16 protein-coding genes are annotated in these 21415 nt (G+C 72.2%); 12 read left to right on the top strand and 4 right to left on the bottom strand.

Annotated features, from left to right (window positions below; translation table 11 throughout):
- The first annotated feature begins 13 nt into the window (after positions 1–13).
- Both miaB and ACZ5GP_RS32525 read left to right on the top strand, forming a co-directional pair.
- Positions 14–1504, top strand: a complete 1491-nt coding sequence (gene miaB, locus ACZ5GP_RS32530; RefSeq protein ID WP_361076497.1) for a tRNA (N6-isopentenyl adenosine(37)-C2)-methylthiotransferase MiaB — start codon at positions 14–16, stop codon at positions 1502–1504.
- A gap of 44 nt (positions 1505–1548) precedes the next feature.
- Entirely contained in the window at positions 1549–2280 is a 732-nt protein-coding gene (locus tag ACZ5GP_RS32525; protein WP_468754260.1) for a class III extradiol dioxygenase subunit B-like domain-containing protein, read from the top strand.
- A 98-nt stretch (positions 2281–2378) separates the two neighbouring features.
- Here ACZ5GP_RS32525 and ACZ5GP_RS32520 read toward each other — a convergent pair whose 3' ends face one another.
- Together ACZ5GP_RS32520 and ACZ5GP_RS32515 are read right to left on the bottom strand one after the other, a co-directional pair.
- On the bottom strand, positions 2379–2669 hold the full coding sequence (locus ACZ5GP_RS32520) for an antitoxin (RefSeq protein ID WP_468754259.1): 291 nt from the start codon (positions 2667–2669) through the stop codon (positions 2379–2381).
- Positions 2670–2705: 36 nt separating this feature from the next.
- Positions 2706–3029 carry a hypothetical protein gene (locus ACZ5GP_RS32515; RefSeq protein ID WP_468754258.1) on the bottom strand — a complete coding sequence of 108 codons (324 nt, stop codon included), beginning with the start codon at positions 3027–3029 and terminating at the stop codon, positions 2706–2708.
- Between the two features lie 182 nt (positions 3030–3211).
- On the opposite strand from ACZ5GP_RS32515, the gene miaA reads away from it, so the two are divergent.
- The 6 genes from miaA to hflX all read left to right on the top strand — a co-directional run bounded on the left by miaA (position 3212) and on the right by hflX (position 11372).
- Positions 3212–4150: a tRNA (adenosine(37)-N6)-dimethylallyltransferase MiaA gene (gene miaA / locus ACZ5GP_RS32510; RefSeq protein WP_468754257.1), complete on the top strand. Its 939-nt coding sequence runs from the start codon at positions 3212–3214 to the stop codon at positions 4148–4150.
- 107 nt (positions 4151–4257) lie between these two features.
- Complete coding sequence (locus ACZ5GP_RS32505; RefSeq protein ID WP_468754291.1) at positions 4258–4719, top strand: hypothetical protein; 462 nt, start codon at positions 4258–4260, stop codon at positions 4717–4719.
- A 96-nt stretch (positions 4720–4815) separates the two neighbouring features.
- Complete coding sequence (dapF, locus tag ACZ5GP_RS32500) at positions 4816–5694, top strand: diaminopimelate epimerase (protein ID WP_468754256.1); 879 nt, start codon at positions 4816–4818, stop codon at positions 5692–5694.
- Between the two features lie 142 nt (positions 5695–5836).
- Positions 5837–7990, top strand: a complete 2154-nt coding sequence (locus ACZ5GP_RS32495) for a RelA/SpoT family protein (protein ID WP_468754255.1) — start codon at positions 5837–5839, stop codon at positions 7988–7990.
- A 120-nt stretch (positions 7991–8110) separates the two neighbouring features.
- Entirely contained in the window at positions 8111–9628 is a 1518-nt protein-coding gene (locus ACZ5GP_RS32490) for a M1 family metallopeptidase (RefSeq protein WP_468754254.1), read from the top strand.
- A 253-nt stretch (positions 9629–9881) separates the two neighbouring features.
- Positions 9882–11372, top strand: coding sequence for a GTPase HflX (gene hflX / locus ACZ5GP_RS32485; protein ID WP_358696521.1), 1491 nt, complete (start codon positions 9882–9884; stop codon positions 11370–11372).
- Positions 11373–11487: 115 nt separating this feature from the next.
- On the opposite strand, the gene ACZ5GP_RS32480 is transcribed toward hflX, so the two are convergent.
- Both ACZ5GP_RS32480 and ACZ5GP_RS32475 read right to left on the bottom strand, forming a co-directional pair.
- Positions 11488–12708, bottom strand: a complete 1221-nt coding sequence (locus ACZ5GP_RS32480; protein WP_468754253.1) for a trypsin-like serine peptidase — start codon at positions 12706–12708, stop codon at positions 11488–11490.
- Between the two features lie 274 nt (positions 12709–12982).
- Positions 12983–14215: a trypsin-like serine peptidase gene (locus ACZ5GP_RS32475; RefSeq protein ID WP_468754252.1), complete on the bottom strand. Its 1233-nt coding sequence runs from the start codon at positions 14213–14215 to the stop codon at positions 12983–12985.
- 548 nt (positions 14216–14763) lie between these two features.
- Here ACZ5GP_RS32475 and ACZ5GP_RS32470 point away from each other — a divergent pair.
- The 4 genes from ACZ5GP_RS32470 (at position 14764) to ACZ5GP_RS32455 (ending at position 21384) form a co-directional block, all read left to right on the top strand.
- The gene (locus tag ACZ5GP_RS32470; protein WP_468754251.1) at positions 14764–16176 is read left to right on the top strand and encodes a diaminobutyrate--2-oxoglutarate transaminase family protein; all 1413 of its coding nucleotides are present in this window, start codon (positions 14764–14766) and stop codon (positions 16174–16176) included.
- A gap of 98 nt (positions 16177–16274) precedes the next feature.
- On the top strand, positions 16275–18296 hold the full coding sequence (locus ACZ5GP_RS32465; protein WP_468754250.1) for an IucA/IucC family protein: 2022 nt from the start codon (positions 16275–16277) through the stop codon (positions 18294–18296).
- 42 nt (positions 18297–18338) lie between these two features.
- A complete protein-coding gene (locus ACZ5GP_RS32460) occupies positions 18339–19139 on the top strand; it encodes a GNAT family N-acetyltransferase (protein ID WP_468754249.1) in 801 nt (266 codons plus the stop codon).
- A 58-nt stretch (positions 19140–19197) separates the two neighbouring features.
- Complete coding sequence (locus tag ACZ5GP_RS32455; protein ID WP_468754248.1) at positions 19198–21384, top strand: IucA/IucC family protein; 2187 nt, start codon at positions 19198–19200, stop codon at positions 21382–21384.
- The last annotated feature ends 31 nt before the right edge of the window (positions 21385–21415 follow it).

Raw genomic sequence — 21415 nt, 5'->3', positions numbered from 1 at the left:
CCTGGGGGGCGAGATGAGCGCGAAGACTTATGAGGTGCGCACCTACGGGTGCCAGATGAACGTCCACGACTCCGAGCGGCTCTCCGGGCTGCTGGAGGACGCCGGCTACGAACGTGCGCCCGAAGGAGCCGACGGCGACGCCGACGTCGTCGTCTTCAACACGTGCGCCGTGCGGGAGAACGCCGACAACCGCCTGTACGGCAATCTCGGCCGCCTGGCCCCGATGAAGACCAAGCGGCCCGGGATGCAGATCGCCGTCGGCGGCTGTCTCGCCCAGAAGGACCGGGACACCATCGTCAAGAAGGCGCCCTGGGTCGACGTCGTCTTCGGCACGCACAACATCGGCAAGCTGCCGGTCCTCCTGGAGCGCGCCCGCGTCCAGGAAGAGGCGCAGGTCGAGATCGCGGAGTCCCTGGAGGCGTTCCCCTCGACGCTGCCCACGCGCCGCGAGAGCGCGTACGCCGCGTGGGTCTCCATCTCCGTGGGCTGCAACAACACCTGCACCTTCTGCATCGTCCCCGCCCTGCGCGGCAAGGAGAAGGACCGCAGGACCGGCGACATCCTCGCCGAGATCGAGGCGCTCGTCGGCGAAGGCGTCAGCGAGATCACCCTCCTCGGGCAGAACGTGAACGCGTACGGCTCGGACATCGGCGACCGGGAGGCCTTCAGCAAGCTGCTGCGCGCCTGCGGTGGGATCGAGGGCCTGGAGCGCGTGCGCTTCACCTCCCCGCACCCCCGCGACTTCACCGACGACGTCATCGCCGCCATGGCCGAGACGCCCAACGTGATGCCCCAGCTGCACATGCCGCTGCAGTCCGGCTCCGACCCGATCCTCAAGGCGATGCGCCGCTCCTACCGCCAGGACCGCTTCCTGGGGATCATCGAGAAGGTCCGCGCGGCCATGCCGGACGCTGCCATCTCCACCGACATCATCGTGGGCTTCCCAGGCGAGACCGAGGAGGACTTCGAGCAGACCATGCACGTCGTCCGTGAGGCCCGCTTCGCCAACGCCTTCACCTTCCAGTACTCCAAGCGCCCCGGGACCCCGGCCGCGACCATGGAGGACCAGATCCCCAAGGAGGTCGTCCAGGCGCGCTACGAGCGTCTGGTGGCCCTTCAGGAGGAGATCTCCTGGGAGGAGAACAAGAAGCAGGTCGGCCGCACCCTGGACCTGATGGTGGCCGAGGGCGAGGGCCGCAAGGACGGCGCCACGCACCGGCTCTCCGGCCGCGCTCCCGACAACCGCCTGGTGCACTTCACCAAGCCGGACACCGAGGTGCGCCCCGGCGACGTCGTGACGGTCGAGATCACCTACGCCGCCCCGCACCACCTGCTCGCCGAGGGCGCCGTGCTGAACGTACGCCCCACGCGCGCGGGTGACGCGTGGCAGAAGCGCAACACCGAGGCGGCCGCGAAGCCCGCGGGCGTCATGCTGGGCCTGCCGAAGATCGGCGCCCCGGCACCGCTGCCGGTGGCCACGGGGAGCGGCTGCGGCTGTGACTGACCTTCGGGCCGGTCGGCCCCCGGGTGCGCGTTAGTCTGCGGATCATGCTTGTCGCCGCAGCCGTCTGCCCTTGTGCGCCCCTGCTCGTCCCCGCCGTCGCCGCGGGAGCCGCCCCGGAACTGGACGCCGCGCGCGCGGCGTGCACCGACGCCATAGGGGTGCTCGCCGCTTCCCGGCCCGATCGCCTCGTCGTGGTCGGGCCCGCCGACGGACCGGGCGAAAAGGAGCCGTATCCGCAGGGCGCCCGCGGCTCCTTCAGGAGCTTCGGGGTGGACCTCGACGTACGGCTCGGGTCCGACGGCCCCGCGACCGGCGAAGGTACGCCGGCCGAGCGAGAGCTGCCGCCCTCGCTCGCCGTGGCCGCCTGGCTGCTCGCGCGCACCGGGTGGTCCACCGCCCCGCTGGAAGGCCTGGCCGTGGGGGAGTCCCTCGCCGCCGAGCGCTGTCTCGAAGCGGGCGCGGAGATCGGGGCGCGGGCCGACCGGGTGGCCCTGCTGGTGCTGGGCGACGCCAGCGCGTGCCGCACGCTGAAGGCCCCCGGGTACCTCGATGAGCGAGCGGCCGGTTTCGACGCGGAGGCCGGGCGGGCCCTCGGCGCGGCGGACGTCGGCGCACTGAAGGCACTGGACGCGGAATTGGCGCACGAACTGAAGGCGGCGGGCCGCGCCCCCTGGCAGGTGCTCGCCGGGGCGGCCGACGGTGCGGCGCTGAGCGGAGAGCTGCTCTACGAGGACGCGCCCTACGGCGTCGGGTACCTCGTGGCCGCCTGGTCCTGAAGAAGCCGCGCCGGCCGCCCGCACCGGGCCCGGGCAACGGCCCCACACACGGCGACGGCCGCGAAGCAGGATGCTTCACGGCCGTCCGCCGATGCGGTTCAGGGAGCCGGAGGAGGCGTCGGGGGTGGGGGAGGAGCGGCGCTGCCACCCGTGCCCCCGCCGTGCCCGTCCGTGCCGTGCGCCGGGCCGGCGAGACGGTCGACGGCGTCCTTCGCCTTTCCCGTTCCCGCGTGGATCTTGTCGCTGTACTTGCCCCTGGTCTTCGCGTCGACGACCTTCGCGGCCTTGTCCAGCCCCTGGTCGATCTTGTCCCCGTGCTGCTGGGCGAGGTCGGAGACCTTGCCCTTGGCGGGGGCCAACTTGTCCTTCAGGCGGTCCAGAAAGCCCATGCATTCACCTTCCCTCACCGGGAGTTCGCCGGGGCGCTACTTCCGGGCGCCCTCACCGGCTTCGTTGTCGGCCGCTTCGCCGGCCGACTGCTGCTTCGGGATGTCCACGCCGTCCGCCGCGTCGGCGGACTCCGCGGACTCGCCCTCGTCGACGGCCTCGGTGTCCGCATCGGCCTTGACGGCGGGCTCGGCCTCGGCAGGGGACTCGGCGGCTCCCGCGCGCGCGACGGACCCCTCGGTCCCGGAGGACTTCACCGCCGCCTCCACCGCCTCGGGCGTCAGCGCGTCGGCGGCTGCCTCGGCAGGCGCCGCCTCCTCGCTGTCCTTGGCCTTCCGGCGGAACCTTGCAAAAACGCCCATATCTACTCCATACGTTACTCGTGTGGGCGAAACCCCGCCCCACCCGGTGCGCCCCATTGCGTCGCCCGGGGCGTCGGTCCTCGAAACCGGCGGCCGAGACCTCGCAACAGGCAACGACCTGGGAGGCGTGCCGTCACGTAGCTCGTTCGGGAAGACGTGCGGGTGTTTGCGAGACTGGTGCGGTGAGTAGTGCAGCTCCCGCCCCGCGGGTCATCGCCGTCGTCGGTCCCACCGCGGCAGGAAAGTCCGATCTGGGCGTTTTCCTCGCCCAGCGCCTTGGCGGCGAAGTCGTCAACGCGGACTCCATGCAGCTCTACCGAGGGATGGACATCGGCACCGCCAAGCTGACGCCCGAGGAGCGCGGCGGTGTGCCCCACCAACTGCTCGACATCTGGGACGTCACGGAGGCGGCCAGCGTCGCCGAGTACCAGCGACTGGCCCGCGCGCAGATCGACCGCCTCCTCGCCGAAGGCCGCTGGCCGATCCTCGTCGGCGGCTCCGGGCTGTACGTCAGGGGGGCCGTCGACCGCCTGGAGTTCCCCGGTACCGACCCCGCCGTACGGGCCCGCCTGGAGGAGGAGCTCACCCTGCGCGGCCCCGGCGCCCTGCACGCCCGCCTCGCCGCCGCCGACCCCGGGGCGGCCCAGGCGATCCTGCCCGGCAACGGCCGCCGGATCGTGCGCGCCCTGGAGGTCATCGAGATCACCGGCAAGCCCTTCACCGCCAACCTCCCCGGCCACGACTCCGTGTACGACACGGTCCAGATCGGCGTCGACGTGGCGCGCCCCGAACTGGACGAGCGCATCGCCACGCGCGTGGACCGCATGTGGGACGCCGGCCTGGTGGACGAGGTGCGCGCGCTGGAGGCGCGGGGGCTGCGCGAGGGACGCACGGCGTCCCGGGCCCTCGGCTACCAGCAGGTGCTCGCCGCCCTCGCGGGGGAGTGCACCGAGGACGAGGCGCGCGCCGAGACCGTGCGCGCCACCAAACGCTTCGCACGCCGTCAGGACTCGTGGTTCCGGCGCGACCCCCGGGTGCACTGGCTGAGCGGCGCCATGGCCGACCGGGGGGAACTTCCCGCCCGTGCCCTCGCGTTGGTCGAACGACCGGTCACAGCCTGATCACGTGATGGCATCGGGACGCCCCGCGGGTCATCCGCGCACCTGACGCCGTGCCATCATCGACCATCGATCGACAGGTGGAGTCCGGAGTGGGAGGGCGCGTGGCGATGGAGGCCGGCCCTCGTGACACCGCGCATGACGGCGGAGAGCAGCTGAGTCCCGACGGTCCCGACGAGAGCGGGAGCGGCGTGACGGACGACGGACCCGGGGCGGACGAGATGTCCGCGCAGGCCGAGGTCGAGGTCGAGCTGCGCCCGCAGCGGCGGCTGCGCGTCTGGCAGCTCGCGCCCATCGTGATCCTCGCCGCGGTCGGCTCCCTGATGTTCGCCTTCCCGCTGGCCTTCGAGTTCGGCGACGGCGGCGCGGTGGTCGCCATGCTCGGCCTGCTGATCAGCTGCTGCGCGGCCGGCTGGGGCATGATGGCCGCCCGCCGCGTCGGACACACCTGGCCCGGACTGCCCGAGCGGGGCTCGGGGCGCCGCCCGGACTGGCGGGTCGTCTGCGGCTACGCCCTGCTGTTCCTCGGCGCCGCGGTCCTCGCCGTGTGGCGGGTGGCCCGCCTCCGCTGACACCGGCCGGCGTCGCGCCGCTGTCGGGACCGCTCCGCCGGCGCCTTCGCGGCACCGCGCGGACCGCCTGTCGTACCCACCCCGTACGATCGAGGAATGAGCACGCGGATCGCCTTCCTCAAGGGGCACGGGACCGAGAACGACTTCGTGATCATCCCGGACCCGGACAACGCCATCGAGCTGTCCCCGGCCGCCGTGGCCGCCCTGTGCGACCGCCGCGCGGGCATCGGCGGTGACGGCGTGCTGCACGTCGTGCGCTCCGCCGCCCACCCCGAGGCCCGTCATCTCGCCGACCGTGCCGAGTGGTTCATGGACTACCGCAACGGCGACGGCTCGATCGCCGAGATGTGCGGCAATGGAGTGCGCGTCTTCGCCCGCTACCTCCAGTACGCCGGCCACATCGGCGCGGGCGACCTGACGGTGGCCACCCGCGGCGGCGTGAAGAGCGTGCACATCGCCAAGGCGGAATCCGGCGGCGAGATCACCGTCGGGATGGGCAAGGCGCTGCTCCCCGGCGGGGACGTCACCGTCTCCGTCTCCGAGCGCCAGTGGCCCGCGCTCAACGTGAACATGGGCAACCCGCACGCGGTCGCCTTCGTGGACGACCTCTCCGAGGCGGGCACCCTCTACGAAGCCCCACTCTTCAGCCCCGCCTCCGCCTACCCGGACGGGGTGAACGTCGAATTCGTCGTCGACCGCGGCCCGCGCCACGTCGCCATGCGCGTGCACGAGCGCGGCGCGGGCGAGACCCGCTCGTGCGGCACGGGCACGTGCGCCGTGGCCGTCGCGGCGGCCCGCAGGGACGCCGTGGACCCGGCCGTCACCGGGGCCCCCGTGACGTACACCGTCGATGTCCTCGGCGGTCGCCTGGTGATCACCGAGCACCCCGACGGCGAGATCGAGATGACCGGCCCCGCCGTCATCGTCGCCGAAGGCGAGTTCGCGTCCGAATGGCTCGAAACGGCAATCGCATGAAGTGTCGCTCGAATGGGTGATCCGTTTCACGCTCGGCGAGAGGCGGTCAGTGCCGCGTGATGGGCTCGGTAGCATCAAGCACCGGCCCGGACGGAGTACGTCACCGTCCGTTCACCGCCGGTCGACGCAGCCGGAGGTGCCCATGAGCGCGGAGGCCACGAACCCTGCCACGCCCGTCCCCCTGACGACCGGGGGGCAGCGCAGGCGCGGCCGCGCCCGGCTCGACCTGCGCAGGCTCGGCAGGGCCGCCCTGCTGGGGCCCGGCGCCCGCGACCGCCTCCCCGACGCGATCGGCCACGTGGTGGAGGCCCACCGCGCCCACTACCCCGACGCCGACCCCGACCCGCTGCGCCGGGCGTACGTCCTCGCGGAGTCCTCGCACCGCGGCCAGACGCGCAAGAGCGGCGAACCGTACATCACGCACCCCCTCGCGGTGACCCTGATCCTCGCCCAGCTCGGCGCCGAGATCACCACGCTGACCGCCTCCCTGCTCCACGACACCGTCGAGGACACGGACGTCACGCTCGACCAGGTGCGGGCCGAGTTCGGCGACGACGTCTGCTATCTCGTCGACGGCGTCACCAAACTGGAGAAGGTCGACTACGGAGCGGCGGCCGAGCCGGAGACCTTCCGCAAGATGCTCGTCGCCACCGGCAACGACGTGCGCGTCATGTCGATCAAGCTCGCCGACCGGCTGCACAACATGCGCACCCTCGGCGTCATGCGCCCCGAGAAGCAGGCCCGCATCGCCAAGGTGACCCGGGACGTGCTCATCCCGCTCGCCGAGCGCCTCGGCGTCCAGGCGCTCAAGACCGAGCTGGAGGACCTCGTCTTCGCGATCCTGCACCCGCAGGAGTACGCCGAGGTCCAGGCCCTCATCACCGCCAACGCCCAGAGCGAGGGCGACCCGCTCGGAGACATCGCGAACGAGGTGCGCGGCGTACTGCGCGAGGCCGGCATCACGGCCGAAGTGCTCATCAGGCCGCGCCACTTCCTCTCCGTCCACCGGGTGCACCGCAAACGCGGCGAGCTGCGCGCCTCCGACTACGGCCGCCTCCTGGTGCTCGTCGGCGAGGACGCGGACTGCTACGGAGTCCTCGGCGAGCTGCACACCTGCTTCACGCCCGTCGTCTCGGAGTTCAAGGACTTCATCGCCGTACCGAAGTTCAACCTCTACCAGTCGCTGCACACGGCCGTGGCCCGGCCCGACGGCGAGGTGGCCGAAGTCCTCATCCGGACGCACCAGATGCACCAGGTCGCCGAGGCGGGCGTCGTCGCCCTCCGCAACCCTTACGCGCCTCCTTCGGAGGAGCACTCCGGGGCCGACGACGAGCGCGTGGACCCGACCAGGCCCGGCTGGCTCTCCCGGCTCCTCGACTGGCAGCAGGCCGCCCCCGACCCCGACACGTTCTGGTCGACGCTGCGCGAGGACCTCGCCCAGGACCGCGAGATCGCCGTCTTCCGGTCCGACGGCGGCACACTCGGCCTGCCCGCCGGCGCCAGCTGCGTGGACGCCGCCTACGCCCAGTACGGGGAGGACGCGCACGCCTGCATCGGCGCCCGCGTCAACGGCCGCCTCGCGACGCTCAGCACCGTCCTGCGGGACGGCGACACCGTTCAGCTGCTCATGAGCCAGGACGCCACCTCGGGCCCCTCGCGCGAGTGGCTGGAGCACGCCCGCACGCCGGCCGCCCGCATCGCCATCCGGCGCTGGCTCACCACCCACCCCGCCACCGCGACATCCGCCCCCACGGCCACCCCGCGGCGCCCGCCCGAGCAGGCGCCGGCGGCCGCGCCCCGACCCGAGGCCCCCGAGGCACCCGACGCCTCCCGCCCCGCCGCCGCGACCGCCGTGGTCGACCGCGAGGGGGCCACCGTGCGGCTCGCGGGGTGTTGTACGCCGGTGCCGCCGGACGCCATCACCGCCTTCGCCGTCCGCGGGGGTGCCGTGACCGTCCACCGCGTCGGCTGCCCCTCCGTGGAGCGCATGAAGGAGGTCGGGCGCGCGGAGGTGGGCGTGCGCTGGGGCGACAGCGCCGAGTGCCGCGTCACCCTCACCGCCGAATCGTTCGGCCGCGCGCACCTCCTCGCCGACCTCACCGAGGCGATCGCCCTGGAGGGCGTCGCCATCGTCTCCGCGACCGTGGAACCACCGACCCAGCAGCGCGTACGCCACACCTACACGCTCCAACTGCCCGACGCCGCCCACCTCCCGGGGCTGATGCGGGCCATGCGGGCCGTGCCGGGCGTGTACGACGTGAGCCGCGCCCAGCACCCGGCGGCCGCCGCCCACTGACCCGCGTCGGCCCACCGCCGAGGCGGCCCGGCCCATCAGGAGGGCCCCGAAGCGACACGTTCGAGTGGCCCGGCGCGCGGCGTCGCACGGGGACGGGCGCGCGCTGATAGCGGTAAGTCCATGCTGCTCACCCCTCGGACCTCGGCCCCGCGGCCGAAGGCCCTTCGCACCCACCGCCTCGCCGTGGCACTGGTCGCGGCGACCGCCTCCGCGGCCCTCGTCGCGGCGAGCGCACCGTCGCCGGCCACCCCCCTCGGCATCGGCGACCCGCTCTTCCCGCACCTGGGCAACCCCGGGTACGACGTGGAGTCGTACGACATCGACTTCACCTACCACGGTGACAACCGCAAACCGCTGGACGCCATCACCAAGATCGACGCCCGGGTCACGGCTCCGCTGGAGCAGGTGAACCTGGACTTCGCCCACGGCAAGGTCCGCTCCGTCGAGATCAACGGCGAGGCCGCCCGGTTCGACAGCTCCGGAGAGGACCTGGTCCTCACGCCGTCCGCACCGCTCTGGCCCGGCGAAGCACTGCGCATCAGCGTTCGGCACACCAGTGACCCCGTCTCCACCAAGGAGGCCCAGAGCGGCTGGCTGCCCACCGACGACGGGCTCGCCATGGCCAACCAGGCGGACGCGGCCCACCTTGTCTTCCCCTGCAACGACCACCCCTCGGACAAGGCGGTGTTCACGTTCCGCGTGACCACCCCCAAGGGGCTCACCGCCGTCGCCAACGGCCTGCCGAGCGCCGAGCCCCGGCACACCGGGAAGACCACCACCTGGGAGTACCGCACCCACCACCCCATGGCGACCGAGCTGGCACAGGTGTCGATCGGCCGCTCCACCGTCCTGCACCGCGAGGGCCCGCACGGCCTCGTCGTCCGCGATGTGGTGCCCACCAAGGACCGCAAGGCCCTGGAGCGCTGGCTGAAGAGGACACCGGGCCAGATCGACTGGATGGAGAAGAAGGTAGGCCGCTACCCCTTCGAGGCCTACGGCGTCCTGGTGGCCGGCGCCCGCACCGGCTTCGAACTGGAGACACAGACGCTCTCGCTCTTCGAGAGGGAGCTGTTCGTCCACCCCGGAATCCCCGAGTGGTACGTCGACGCGATCATGGTGCACGAACTGGCCCACCAATGGTTCGGCGACAGCGTCAGCCCCCGGAACTGGTCGGACGTATGGCTCAACGAGGGCCACGCCACCTGGTACGAGGCACTCTTCGCCGAGGAGAAGGCGAAGCGGCCCCTGAAGGACCGGATGCGGGCGGCCTACGGCCGGTCGGACGCCTGGCGCGCCGCTGGTGGCCCGCCCGCCAAGCCTAAGGAGCCCGCTCCCGGACAGAAGATCAGCCTCTTCAGGCCCGTCGTCTACGACGGCAGCGCCCTGGTGCTCTACGCCTTGCGCCAGGAAATCGGGCAGCGTGCCTTCGAGAGCCTGGAGCGGCAGTGGGTCCACATCCACCGCGACGGCAACGCGGAGACCGCCGACTTCATCCGGCTGGCCTCCTACCACGCCGGGCGTGACCTGCGCGGATTCTTCGACGCCTGGCTGTACGGCGAGAAGACCCCGCCGATGCCGGGCCACCCGGACTGGCGCACGACGGCGCCGGAAGCGAAAGCTCCGGGAAAGGCCGGGTAGCTCCGGGAAAGGCCGGCGGACGAGAAGCCGGGGGCGGGGAACCCCGTAGGGGAAAACACGGATGACGAGACGGGCCGTGCCGTGCGACCATCGTCAGGTCGACGACGGCACGGCCTGGCCGGTCCGGTCCGGGCTGGACACGGGAATCTCCGGGCCGTACCGGGCGTTGTCGACAGAGACGGGTGACGCATCCGTCGAGGGCGGGTCCCCGGATCCGTCCGCATTCCCATCGACGCATCGACGTAAGGATCCAATGACCTCCTCTTCTTCCCCTTCCCAGGACGCACAGAGCTTCGCGCAGAACTACCCCGAAGGTCTTCGGGCCGATGCCCTGATGGAAGAGGACGTCGCCTGGAGCCACGAGATCGACGGAGCGCGGGACGGCGACCAGCTCGACCGCTCCGAGCGCGCGGCTCTGCGCCGCGTCGCCGGCCTCTCCACCGAACTCGAGGACGTCACCGAAGTCGAGTACCGCCAGCTCCGCCTGGAGCGCGTGGTCCTCGTCGGCGTGTGGACCTCCGGGACGGTCGATGATGCGGAGAACTCCCTCGCCGAGCTCGCCGCCCTCGCGGAGACCGCGGGCGCGCTCGTCCTCGACGGCGTCATCCAGCGCCGCGACAAGCCGGACCCGGCGACCTACATCGGCTCCGGCAAGGCCCTGGAGCTGCGCGACATCGTGCTGGAGACCGGCGCCGACACGGTCGTCTGCGACGGTGAGCTGAGCCCCGGCCAGCTGATCCACCTCGAAGACGTCGTCAAGGTCAAGGTGGTCGACAGGACCGCGCTGATCCTCGACATCTTCGCCCAGCACGCCAAGTCCCGAGAGGGCAAGGCGCAGGTCGCCCTGGCGCAGATGCAGTACATGCTGCCGAGGCTCCGCGGCTGGGGTCAGTCGCTCTCCCGTCAGATGGGCGGCGGCGGCGGTGGCGGCATGGCCACCCGTGGTCCCGGTGAGACCAAGATCGAGACGGACCGGCGTCGGATCCGCGAGAAGATGGCGAAGATGCGCCGTGAGATCGCGGAGATGAAGACGGGCCGCGACATCAAGCGGCAGGAGCGCCGGCGCAACAAGGTGCCCTCGGTCGCCATCGCCGGGTACACGAACGCCGGCAAGTCCTCGCTGCTCAACCGCCTGACGGGCGCGGGCGTCCTGGTGGAGAACTCACTGTTCGCCACCCTCGACCCGACCGTGCGCCGGGCCGAGACGCCGAGCGGCCGGGTGTACACCCTGGCCGACACCGTCGGGTTCGTGCGGCACCTGCCGCACCATCTCGTCGAGGCGTTCCGCTCCACCATGGAGGAGGTCGGCGACTCCGACCTGATCCTGCACGTGGTGGACGGCTCGCACCCGGTGCCGGAGGAGCAGCTGGCCGCCGTGCGTGAGGTCATCCGTGACGTGGGCGCGACCGACGTCCGCGAGATCGTGGTGATCAACAAGGCGGATGCGGCGGACCCCCTGGTCCTCCAGCGGCTGCTGCGCAACGAGAAGCACGCGATCGCGGTCTCGGCCCGCACCGGCGCCGGCATCGAGGAGCTGCTCGGGCTCATCGACACCGAACTGCCGCGGCCCGAGGTCGAGATCGAGGCCCTCGTCCCGTACACGGAGGGCCAGCTCATCTCCCGTGCGCACGCCGAGGGCGAGGTGCTCTCCGAGGAGCACACCGGCGACGGAACGCTGCTCAAGGCGCGGGTGCACGAAGAGCTCGCCGCGGAACTCGGCCCGTACGTGCCGGCCACCCACTGACGGCGGCGCACACACGGCGAAGGCCCGCTCCCTTCCATAGGGGGCGGGCCTTCGCCGTGCCGCGTGCGGCGCTCAGGAGTGGCGCTCAGACGTGGCGTTCAGGCGTGCCGCACGGCTACTGGGAGCCGTACTTCTTGCTCATCATGTCGTAGACCCGCTCGGCGCCCTCGCCCAGCTGCGGTCCGGCCAGCCAGGTGTTCTCGGCCGGGCCGATGGACGTGTTCGACACGAGCTTCGTCTTGCCGCCCACCACACGGAACCAGCCGCCGCCGGACGAGCCACCGGTCATGGTGCAACCGATGCGGTACATCGTCGGCAGCGACGGCGAGAGCGAAAGGCGCCCCGGCTTGTCGACACACTTGTGCATGATCAGACCGTTGAACGGGGGAGCGGCCGGGTAGCCCCAAGCGCCCATCGAGCCGACGCTCCGCGCCGCTGGGGCCGAGAAGTCGACGTCGAGAGCGTTGCCGACGGTCTCCTCCAGGGACTTGCCGCCCTGCTCCGGCTTGACGTGCATGACGGCGTAGTCGTGCGTCGCGCCGGCGCCGCCCGTCGGACCGCCCTCGTCGATCCACTCGTTGGAGGTCGAGACCCAGTCCGCCCAGTACTGGCCGTAGGGCGCTATCTCCTGCGAGGTCGCTCGGCCCAGCTCGGCCTCGGACTTGCCGAGGTCGTTGTACGAGGGCACGAACGCGATGTTGCGGTACCAGCCGCCGTTCTGCCCGGCGTGCACGCAGTGGCCGGCGGTCCACACGAGGTTGGACCTGCCGGGGTTGCGCGGGTCCTTCACGACCGTGCCGGAACAGACCATCGAGCCCTCGGGGGAGTCGAAGAAGATCTTGCCGACCGGGGCGGCGTTCTCGTGGTACGGCGTCTTCTCGGCCTTGGCCGGGACCGGCGTCGGCTCGGGGTCGGTCGCGCCCTGGTCGGTGGCCGCGTCCTTCGCGGCGATCGTCTTGTCGGGGTCCTTGGCCTTCCGCATCCGCTCGGGCTTCCAGAGCCCGGCGATGACCGGGTTGACGAAGTCCTTGGACTCGCGCAGCCAGTCGTCCTTGTCCCAGTTCTTCCAGGCGCCGTTCTTCCACTTGTCCGGGTCGATGCCGTGCTTCTTGAGCTTGTCGGCGAGGTCGCCCGGCAGCTGGGAGTCGGAACCCCCGGAACCGGCCCCCGAGTTGTCGGCGCCCTGGGAGGCGGCCGCGTCGGACCGGTCGCCCGCCTTGTCGTCGTTCGGGCCGCAGGCGGTGGCGGTGAGCGCCAGGGCCGCGGCGAGCCCGGTCGTGGCGAGCGCGACGCGACGCCCGCGACGGCGGGCGAAGGGCGCAGGAGTGGAACGCATGGTGCTGTTACCCCCGATGGAGCGTGTGGTGCGAGGGCGCGCGTGGCGGCGCGGCCTCGCGGAAGTCGGAATCGTATGTAGGTGCGAGTGGGTGTGGGGCAGATGTGAGTGCAGGTACGGGTACGGGTGCCGAGGAGTTGTCATGTGCGTGTCATATGCGTGCCCCTGTGGGTCCGCGCGGCTCCGCCCTGGCACAACACCCCACTATGCCCATGAGGTCGGGGACGAACGGCGGCGGGGTCGTGAAGGTTTCCGGCGACCCCGCCGCGCACCGTCAGCGGCCGGCGAACTTCTTGCTGACCGCGCTGTAGACGCCCTTGGCCTCCTTGCCCAGGCGCGGGCCGGCCAGCCAGCCCGCCGTCACCGGGCCGATGGAGGTGTTCGACACCAGGGCGGGCTCGCCGTCCCGGCCTTGCGCCACCCAGCCGCCACCGGACGAACCGCCGGTCATGGTGCAGCCGACGCGGTACATCGTCGGGTCGGACTTGGTGAGCGAGAGCCGGCCCGGCTCGTCGGCACACTGGAACAGCTTCTGGCCGTCGTACGGCGGCGCCGCCGGGTAACCGGTCGCCGTCATGGACTTGATCTCAGGCACCGCCGGGGCGTTGAAGTCCACGGGGAGCGCCGAACCGACGGTCTCCTCGAGCGACTTGCCCTCACTGCCCTTCTCGGGCTTCACGTGCATGACGGCGAAGTCGTACGGCGCGCCCTTTCCGCCCGTCGGACCACCCTGCTCGATCCACTGGTCGGAGGTCTGCGCCCAGTCACCCCACCAGACACCGTACGGAGCGACCTCTTCCTTCGGGGCGTTCCGCAGCTCCTCGGCCGACTTGCCGCTGTCGTTGTACGAGGGGACGAAGACCATGTTGCGGTACCAGCCGCCCTTGGCGCCCGCGTGCACACAGTGGCCCGCGGTCCACACCATGTTGGACTTGCCCGGGTGGGCGGGGTCCTTGACGACGGTCGCGGAGCAGACCATCGAGCCCTCGGGCCCGTCGAAGAAGAGCTTGCCCGACTCGGCCGCCTGGCCGTGGTACGGCGCCTGCACGGCGGCCGCCTTCACCGGGGCCGGTGCCGGGTCGGTGACGCCCTGGTCACCGGAGATGTCGCTGTCGTCGACCCTGCGGTCCGGGTTCTTGTCGGCGTCCCGCATCCGGTCCGAGTCCCAGAGGTCCTCGATGATCGGGTTGACGAACTCGCCGGCCTCGCGCAGCCAGTCGTCCTTGTCCCAGTTCTTCCAGGCGCCGTTCCGCCACTTGTCCAGGTCGATCCCGTGCTCCTTGAACCGGTCCCGGAGGTCGCCCGGTATCTGGACCTTGCCGTCGCCGGCGCTGTCACCGGGCTGTGCCGACGACGTGTCACCGCCGGCGTTGTCCTCGCCGGGGCCACAGGCCGTGGCGGTCAGCGCGAGCGCCGCGCCGAGCACCACCGCGGCCGCCACGGGGGAGGTTCTGGTGCGCGCGCTCCTCCCCTCGCGGGCAGTGAAGAGCGGACGTATGGGTCGCATCGTGAGATTCCCCCTGGGCCTCGAAATCTTTCCAAAGTGCCGGACATCCGGGCGCGCGGCACCCGTCGCACACCGGCGCGCCCCCTTCCGTGACTCGATGAGCGGCGCACCTGTCCCTGGTGAACGGCACCCCACACTATGCCGGTGCCGTTGGGGACGGCCGACGGAAGGGCAACGGTTCCGTCACGGCAAGGATCTTCCGATGACCCGTGATCCTGCGGGGCCGCCGTCGTTGGTACGTACGGGGGAGTCGCGACCTGCGTTCATCTCCCCTGCCAACTTGCCCGCGCGTCCGGCCACATGGGCTCCCCGGGGTCGCCCCGGACCGGACGTGCTCGTCCACAGCGGGAGGACCAATAGTCGTGGCCGTGACCGAGCCTGCGTCCGCGGCGGCGTCCGCGGCACGTTCCGCAACGCAGTCCGTGCCGTCAGGGGCATCTGCGCCGTCCATGCCGTACGGGGCATCTGCGGCATTCGTACCTCCTGCGCCGTCCGAGCCGTGTGCGGCTTCCGTCCCACCCGCGCCGTCCGGGTCTTCCGCTCCCTCCGTGCAGGAGGGCATCCTCAGGCGGCAGGCCGCACGTGAATCGGCGGCCCGCACCTACGCGCGAGCGCTGCCGATCGTGCCCGTGCGGGCGCGCGGCATGACCATCGAAGGCGCGGACGGAAGCCGCTACCTCGACTGCCTCTCCGGTGCCGGGACCCTGGCCCTCGGCCACAACCACCCGGTCGTGCTCGAAGCCATCAGGAAGGTCCTCGACTCCGGAGCGCCGCTGCACGTCCTCGACCTGGCCACACCCGTCAAGGACGACTTCACCACCGAGCTGTTCGGCACCCTGCCGCCCGCTCTCGCGGAGCGCGCCCGGATCCAGTTCTGCGGGCCCGCCGGGACCGACGCCGTGGAGGCCGCGCTGAAACTGGTCCGCGCCGCCACCGGCCGCGACGGCGTACTGGCGTTCACCGGCGCCTACCACGGCATGACGGCCGGGGCGCTGGCCGCCTCCGGTGGCGCGCAGGACGTGCGCGTCGCGCGCCTGCCCTTCCCGCAGGACTACCGATGCCCCTTCGGTCTCGGCGGCCCGAGTGGAGCCGAGCTCTCCGCCCGCTGGACCGAGAGCCTGCTGGACGACACCAAATCCGGCGTACCGCTTCCGGGGGCCATGATCCTCGAACCGGTCCAGGGCGAGGGAGGCGTCCTCCCGGCGCCCGACGCGTGGCTGCGCCGGATGCGGGAGATCACCGCGGCCCGCGGCATCCCGCTCATCGCGGACGAGGTGCAGACCGGAGTCGGACGTACCGGCGCCTTCTGGGCCGTCGAGCACAGCGGCGTCGTACCGGACGTCATGGTGCTCTCCAAGGCCATCGGCGGCAGCCTTCCGCTCGCCGTCGTGATCTACCGGGACGACCTGGACGTCTGGCCGCCCGGCGCCCACGCGGGCACCTTCCGGGGCAACCAGCTCGCCATGGCCGCGGGCACGGCGACCCTCGCGTACGTCCGTGAGAACGGCCTCGCCGAGCGTGCCGCCTCCTTGGGCGAGCGCATGCTCACGCAGCTCCGCTCACTGGCCGACGCGCACACCTGCGTGGGGGAGGTGCGGGGCCGGGGCCTGATGCTGGGCGTCGAACTCGTCGACCCCGAGGAAGCGCCCGACGGCGCCGAGGCCCGGGGCGGCAACACCGAGCACGTATCGGGCGGCCCCTCCGTCACCGCGTACGACCTGTCCACCGAAACCCCACCCGCCCTGCCGGCGGCCGCCCGTCCGCGCCCGCCGGCACCCCGGCTGGCCGCCGCCGTGCAGCGCGAGTGTCTGCGCCGCGGCCTGATCGTCGAACTCGGCGGCCGCCACTCCAGCGTCGTACGACTCCTCCCGCCCCTGACCATCACCGACGAACAGGCGGCCGCGGTCCTCGACCGCCTCGCCGACGCGCTGGCCACCGCGGCGCGCGCCCACCACGGATAGCAAGGACGGACCCGGGCCGCCCCCGCGGCCACGAGACGCCGGGGCGCGCCCCGGCCACCGTCGCCACACGGAGCCCGAACAACCACAAGGAACCCCTCTTGAACGCCACCCCCACATCCGAAGGCCGCCCCCACCCCGACGCCCCCGGCGCGTGCGTCACGCAATCCTCACGGGTCACGGAGTCCGGCACGGTTCCCCGGCAGAAGGGTGGCGGCCACGAGGTCGAGCACCTGTGCGGCACATCCACCGACCTGCTGGAGCACCCCGATCCGCACATCGCCGCGCAGGCGGCGGCCGTGGAGAACCTCCTGCGCTGCTGGGTCAGGGAGAACGACCTCCCGGCACCGGACCACGGCGCCCTGCGCGTCCCCCTCCACGCCAGCGGCACCGCCCTGATCGTCCCCGTGCACTACTGGTCGGTCACCGGCTGGCACCGCTTCGGCCTCCCCTACCTGGAGGACGGCCCACCCGGCGCGCCCCCCGTCGACGCCGTGACGGTCGCCGCCCTCCTCGGCCGCGAAAGCGCCCGCCGCGGCGAGGAACCGGCGGGCGGTTCCGCCGGAACCGACGGCCATGCCTCCGCCTCGGAAGCGGCGTGCCCCCCGAGGGACGTGGGCGCCGAACCCCCCACCCCTTCCGAAGCGGCGAACCCCGCACGCACCGGTGACGGCGCCGACCTGGTCGGCCGGGTCGCCGACTCCGTCCGACGCACCGCCGAGTTCATCGCGGACCGCCGCGCCAGCCCGCAGGACCGGCCCGACCTCTTCCTCGCCGCCGAACAGTCCCTCCTCCTCGGGCACCCCCTGCACCCGACCCCCAAGAGCCGCGACGGGCTCTCCGACGCGGAATCCCGGCTCTACTCACCGGAGTTGCGCGGCGCCTTCCCGCTGCACTGGCTGGCCGTCGACCGCTCCGTACTCGCCTCGGACTCGGCCTGGACCGAGCGCGGCCGCGCGGTCCCCGCCGAGCAGCTCACCGCCCGCCTGACGGAAACGGAATTGCCGCTGCCGGACGGCTGCGCCGCTCTGCCCGTCCACCCCTGGCAGATCCGCGAACTGCGGCACCGCCCCGCGGCGGCCGAACTCCTCGACGCCGGGCTCCTGCGGGACCTCGGCCCGCACGGCGCGCCCTGGCACCCCACCTCTTCCGTCCGCACGCTGTACCGTTCCGGCGCGGCCGCCATGCTGAAGCTCTCGCTGGGCCTGCGCATCACCAACTCCCGTCGCGAGAACCTCCGCAAGGAACTCCACCGGGGCGTCGAGGTGCACCGGCTGCTGCGCAGCGGCCTCGGCGACCAGTGGCAGGCGATCCACCCCTGCTTCGACGTCGTCCGCGACCCGGCGTGGCTGGCCGTCGACGGCCCCGACGGCGCTCCCGTCCCCGGCCTCGACGTCATGATCCGGCACAACCCCTTCGGCCCCGGTGCCGACGCCACCTGCGTCGCGGGACTCGTCTCGCCGAGGCCCTCGGCACGGCCCGCCGGCCAGGACCTCCACCTCATGCGCTCCCGGCTCGGCGAGATCGTCACCAGGCTGGCCGGACACACGGGCCGCCCCCGAGGAGCCGTCGCCGCCGAGTGGTTCCTGCGCTACCTGGAGACCGTCGTCCGCCCCATCCTGTGGCTGGACAGCGAGGCGGGCGTCGCCCTGGAGGCCCATCAGCAGAACACCGTCCTGCTGCTCGACCCGGACGGCTGGCCCGTCGGCGGCCGCTACCGCGACAACCAGGGCTACTACTTCCGCGAGTCCCGGCGCGTCGAACTCGACCGGCGGCTTCCCGGGATCGGCGAGCACAGCGACACCTTCGTCTCCGACGAGGTGACGGACGAGCGGCTCGCCTACTACCTCGGCATCAACAACATCCTGGGACTGATCGGCGCCCTCGGCGCCGAACGGCTAGCGGACGAGCGGCTCTTGCTCGCCGCCTTCCGGCGCTTCCTCCGTGACGTCGCGACCGGCCCCGACAAGCTGCGCACCTCTCTGCCCGCCACGCTGCTCGACTCACCCGTGCTGCGGTGCAAGGCCAATCTCCTCACCCGGCTGCACGGTCTCGACGAACTCGTCGGTCCGGTCGACACCCAGTCCGTCTACGTCACCATCACCAACCCCCTCCATTCCTGAGGAACATGCCCACTTCCTCCGACTCCTGACAGGAGCGACGCCGTGCCTCCCACCGATGCGAGTACCGACGCCGGAACCGACGCGGGAACCGACGCCGGAACCGAGTCCGCGGCCGCGGGTGCCGATGGTGCCGACGGCGCAGACACTCTGGACCTGCGCCTGCCCGACGAACTCATCGCCCTCCTGGCCGAGGGCGATGAACGACCTGCGCGGGCGGCACCCATCGACCAGTCGGAGCGCGCGCCGGGCCCCGCCCTGGGCGCGGCGGTCGAGGACCTCCTGGACAACATCGCCGGCTGGGGGCCGGTCACCACCCCGGTCGGCGTCTTCCAACTCGTACCCGTCCGCCTTGAACGTGACGTTCCGCTGATCAGCCGGTGGATGAACGACCCCGCCGTGGCTGCCTTCTGGGAACTCGCCGGTCCCGAGTCCCTCACGGAGGCCCATCTGAGTCCCCAGCTGGGCGGCGACGGGCGCAGCGTGCCGTGCCTCGGCGTACTGGAGGGCGTGCCGATGAGCTACTGGGAGATCTACCGGGCCGACCTCGATCCGCTGGCCCGTCACTACCCCGCGCGCCCGCACGACACCGGGATCCACCTCCTCATCGGCGGCGTCGTCCACCGGGGCCGTGGCCTCGGGACGGCGTTGCTGAGAGCTGTCGCCGATCTCGTGTTCGACCACCGGCCCGCGTGCGCGCGCGTCATCGCCGAACCCGACCTGCGCAACAGCCCTTCCGTCTCCGCGTTTTTGAGCGCCGGCTTCCGGTTCTCCGCCGAAGTGGAGCTGCCCGACAAAAGGGCGGCGCTCATGGTCCGTGACCGCGCCCTGCGCGCTGTGCTCTGACCCGATCACTCCTGCCGCACCACTCGCCCCGACCCGGTTCCCTCACGGAGGAGTCCCCGTGCCGAATCCGTCCGCAAACCCGTCCCCCCGGCCCTTTGCCGCGCTCTACGACCCACCCGAGCTGACCGCGACCAGATGGCACGCGGCCGGACGCCGACTGCTCGCCAAGATGATCGCCGAGTTCGCGTACGAGGAGCTCATCCGACCCGTGCCGGTCATAGAGAACGGGGCGGACGGCCGTGACGCGTCCGCCGAAGGGGCCGGGCCCGGTGAAAGCACGAGGCCTGGCGGAGGGGGCGCGCCCCAGGGAGGGGGCGCGTCCGGGGGAGAGGCTGGGACCGCCGAGTACCGCCTCTACCGCCTGTTCCTCGAACCGGCGGAGACGGCGGAATCCGACGAGCCGTTCGAGCCGGCCCGGCGCGCCGCCCCCGCGGAAGCCACCGCCGCCCCCGGCAGGAGCGCCACCCGCGCGGAACCCGCCGCCCCCGGCGGGAGCACCACCCGCGCGGAACCCGCCACCCCAGGCGGGAGCACCACCCCCGCGGAACCCACCGCCCCCGGCGGCAGCGCCACGCCCGCGAAAAGCGCCGCCAGCGCTTCCGGTGGCAGCCGCAGCGGCGCCTTTCTCACCTTCCGCGCCCGCCGGGGCGCGTACGGCGGCTGGCAGGTGAGCCCGGCCGGCCTGGCCCTGTCCGAGGGTGGCGCGCCCGCCGTTCCCTTCCACGACCCCGTGCGATTCCTCGCGCTGGCCCGCCGGACCCTCGGACTCGACGGCGCCACCCTCGGCCACCTCATCCGCGAGCTGAGCATCACGCTCAGCGCCGACGCCCGTATCGACCACACCGCGCTCGGCGCGGCCCAGCTCGCCGACCTCGGGTACGCGGAGCTCGAAGGGCACCAGACCGGCCACCCCTGGCTCGTCCTCAACAAAGGGCGCATCGGCTTCTCCGCCGGCGACACGGCCCGCTGGGCCCCGGAGTGCCGCCGTTCCACGACGCTCCCATGGATCGCCGTCCACACCGACCTCGCCGTATACCGGGGCGTACGCGGGCTGGACACCGCTCGGCAGCTGTACGCGCGCGAGCTGACCGCGGCCACCCGGGAAGAGTTCGCGGAATTACTCCGCGCGCGCGGGGTGGACCCGGAGGAGTACCTCTACCTCCCCGTGCACCCCTGGCAGTGGGACGAGATCGTCCTGCCGCTCTTCGCGCCCTCCGTCGCCGCGAACGCCGTCATCCCGCTCGGGAGCGACGGCGACCTGCGTCTCCCGCAGCAGTCCATCCGTACGTTCCTCAACGCCTCCCGCCCCGACCGACACACCGTGAAACTGCCGCTGTCGGTCCTCAACACACTGGTGTGGCGGGGCCTGCCCACGGAACGCACCGTCGCCGCGCCCGCCGTCACGGCGTGGATGCACGCGCTGCGCGACGCCGACCCCTTCCTGCGCGACGAGTGCGGGGTGATCCTGCTCGGCGAGGTGGCCTCGGTGGCCGTCGAGCACCCGGTGTACGACGGGCTGCCCGAGGTCCCCTACCAGTACAGGGAGCTGCTCGGAGCCATCTGGCGCGAGCCGATCACCCGCTACCTGGCCCCCGACGAACGCGCGCGCACCCTTGCCTCACTGCTGCACGTCGACCCGGACGGCAAGGCGTTCGTCGCGGAACTCGTGGCACGCTCCGGGCTCGCCCCCGCCGTATGGCTGCGCCGGTTGTTCGCCGCCCTGCTGCCCCCGCTGCTGCACTTCCTCTACCGCTACGGAACCGTCTTCTCCCCCCACGGTGAGAACGCCATCGTCGTCTTCGACGACCAGGACGTGCCCGTCCGCCTCGCCGTGAAGGACTTCGTGGACGACGTGAACGTCAGCGCCACGCCGCTGCCCGAGCACGACTCGATGCCGGCCGACGTGCGGGACGTACTGCTCACCGAGCCGCCCGACTTCCTCACCCAGTTCATCCACTCCGGTCTCTTCGTGGGGGTCTTCCGCTACCTCGCGCCGCTGTGCGAGGAACAACTGGGCGTTCGAGAGGGCGAATTCTGGTCCGCCGTACGCGCCGAGATCCTGCGGTATCAGGCACGCGCCCCGGAGCTCAAGGAGCGATACGAGATGTTCGACCTGCTCACACCCCGTATCGAGCGACTGTGCCTCAACCGGAACCGGCTCCTCCTCGACGGGTACCGGGACCGCTCGCAGCGCCCCCACGCCGCCGTGCACGGGACGGTGCCCAACCCTCTGCACCAGCCGTGATCGCGGGATTGTCAGTGGGGCACCGTAGGGT

This window comes from Streptomyces sp. NPDC031466 (genome assembly GCF_055581265.1).
Note: the sequence above shows the minus strand (reverse complement) of the source record. Positions and strands in the feature narration are given on the sequence as shown.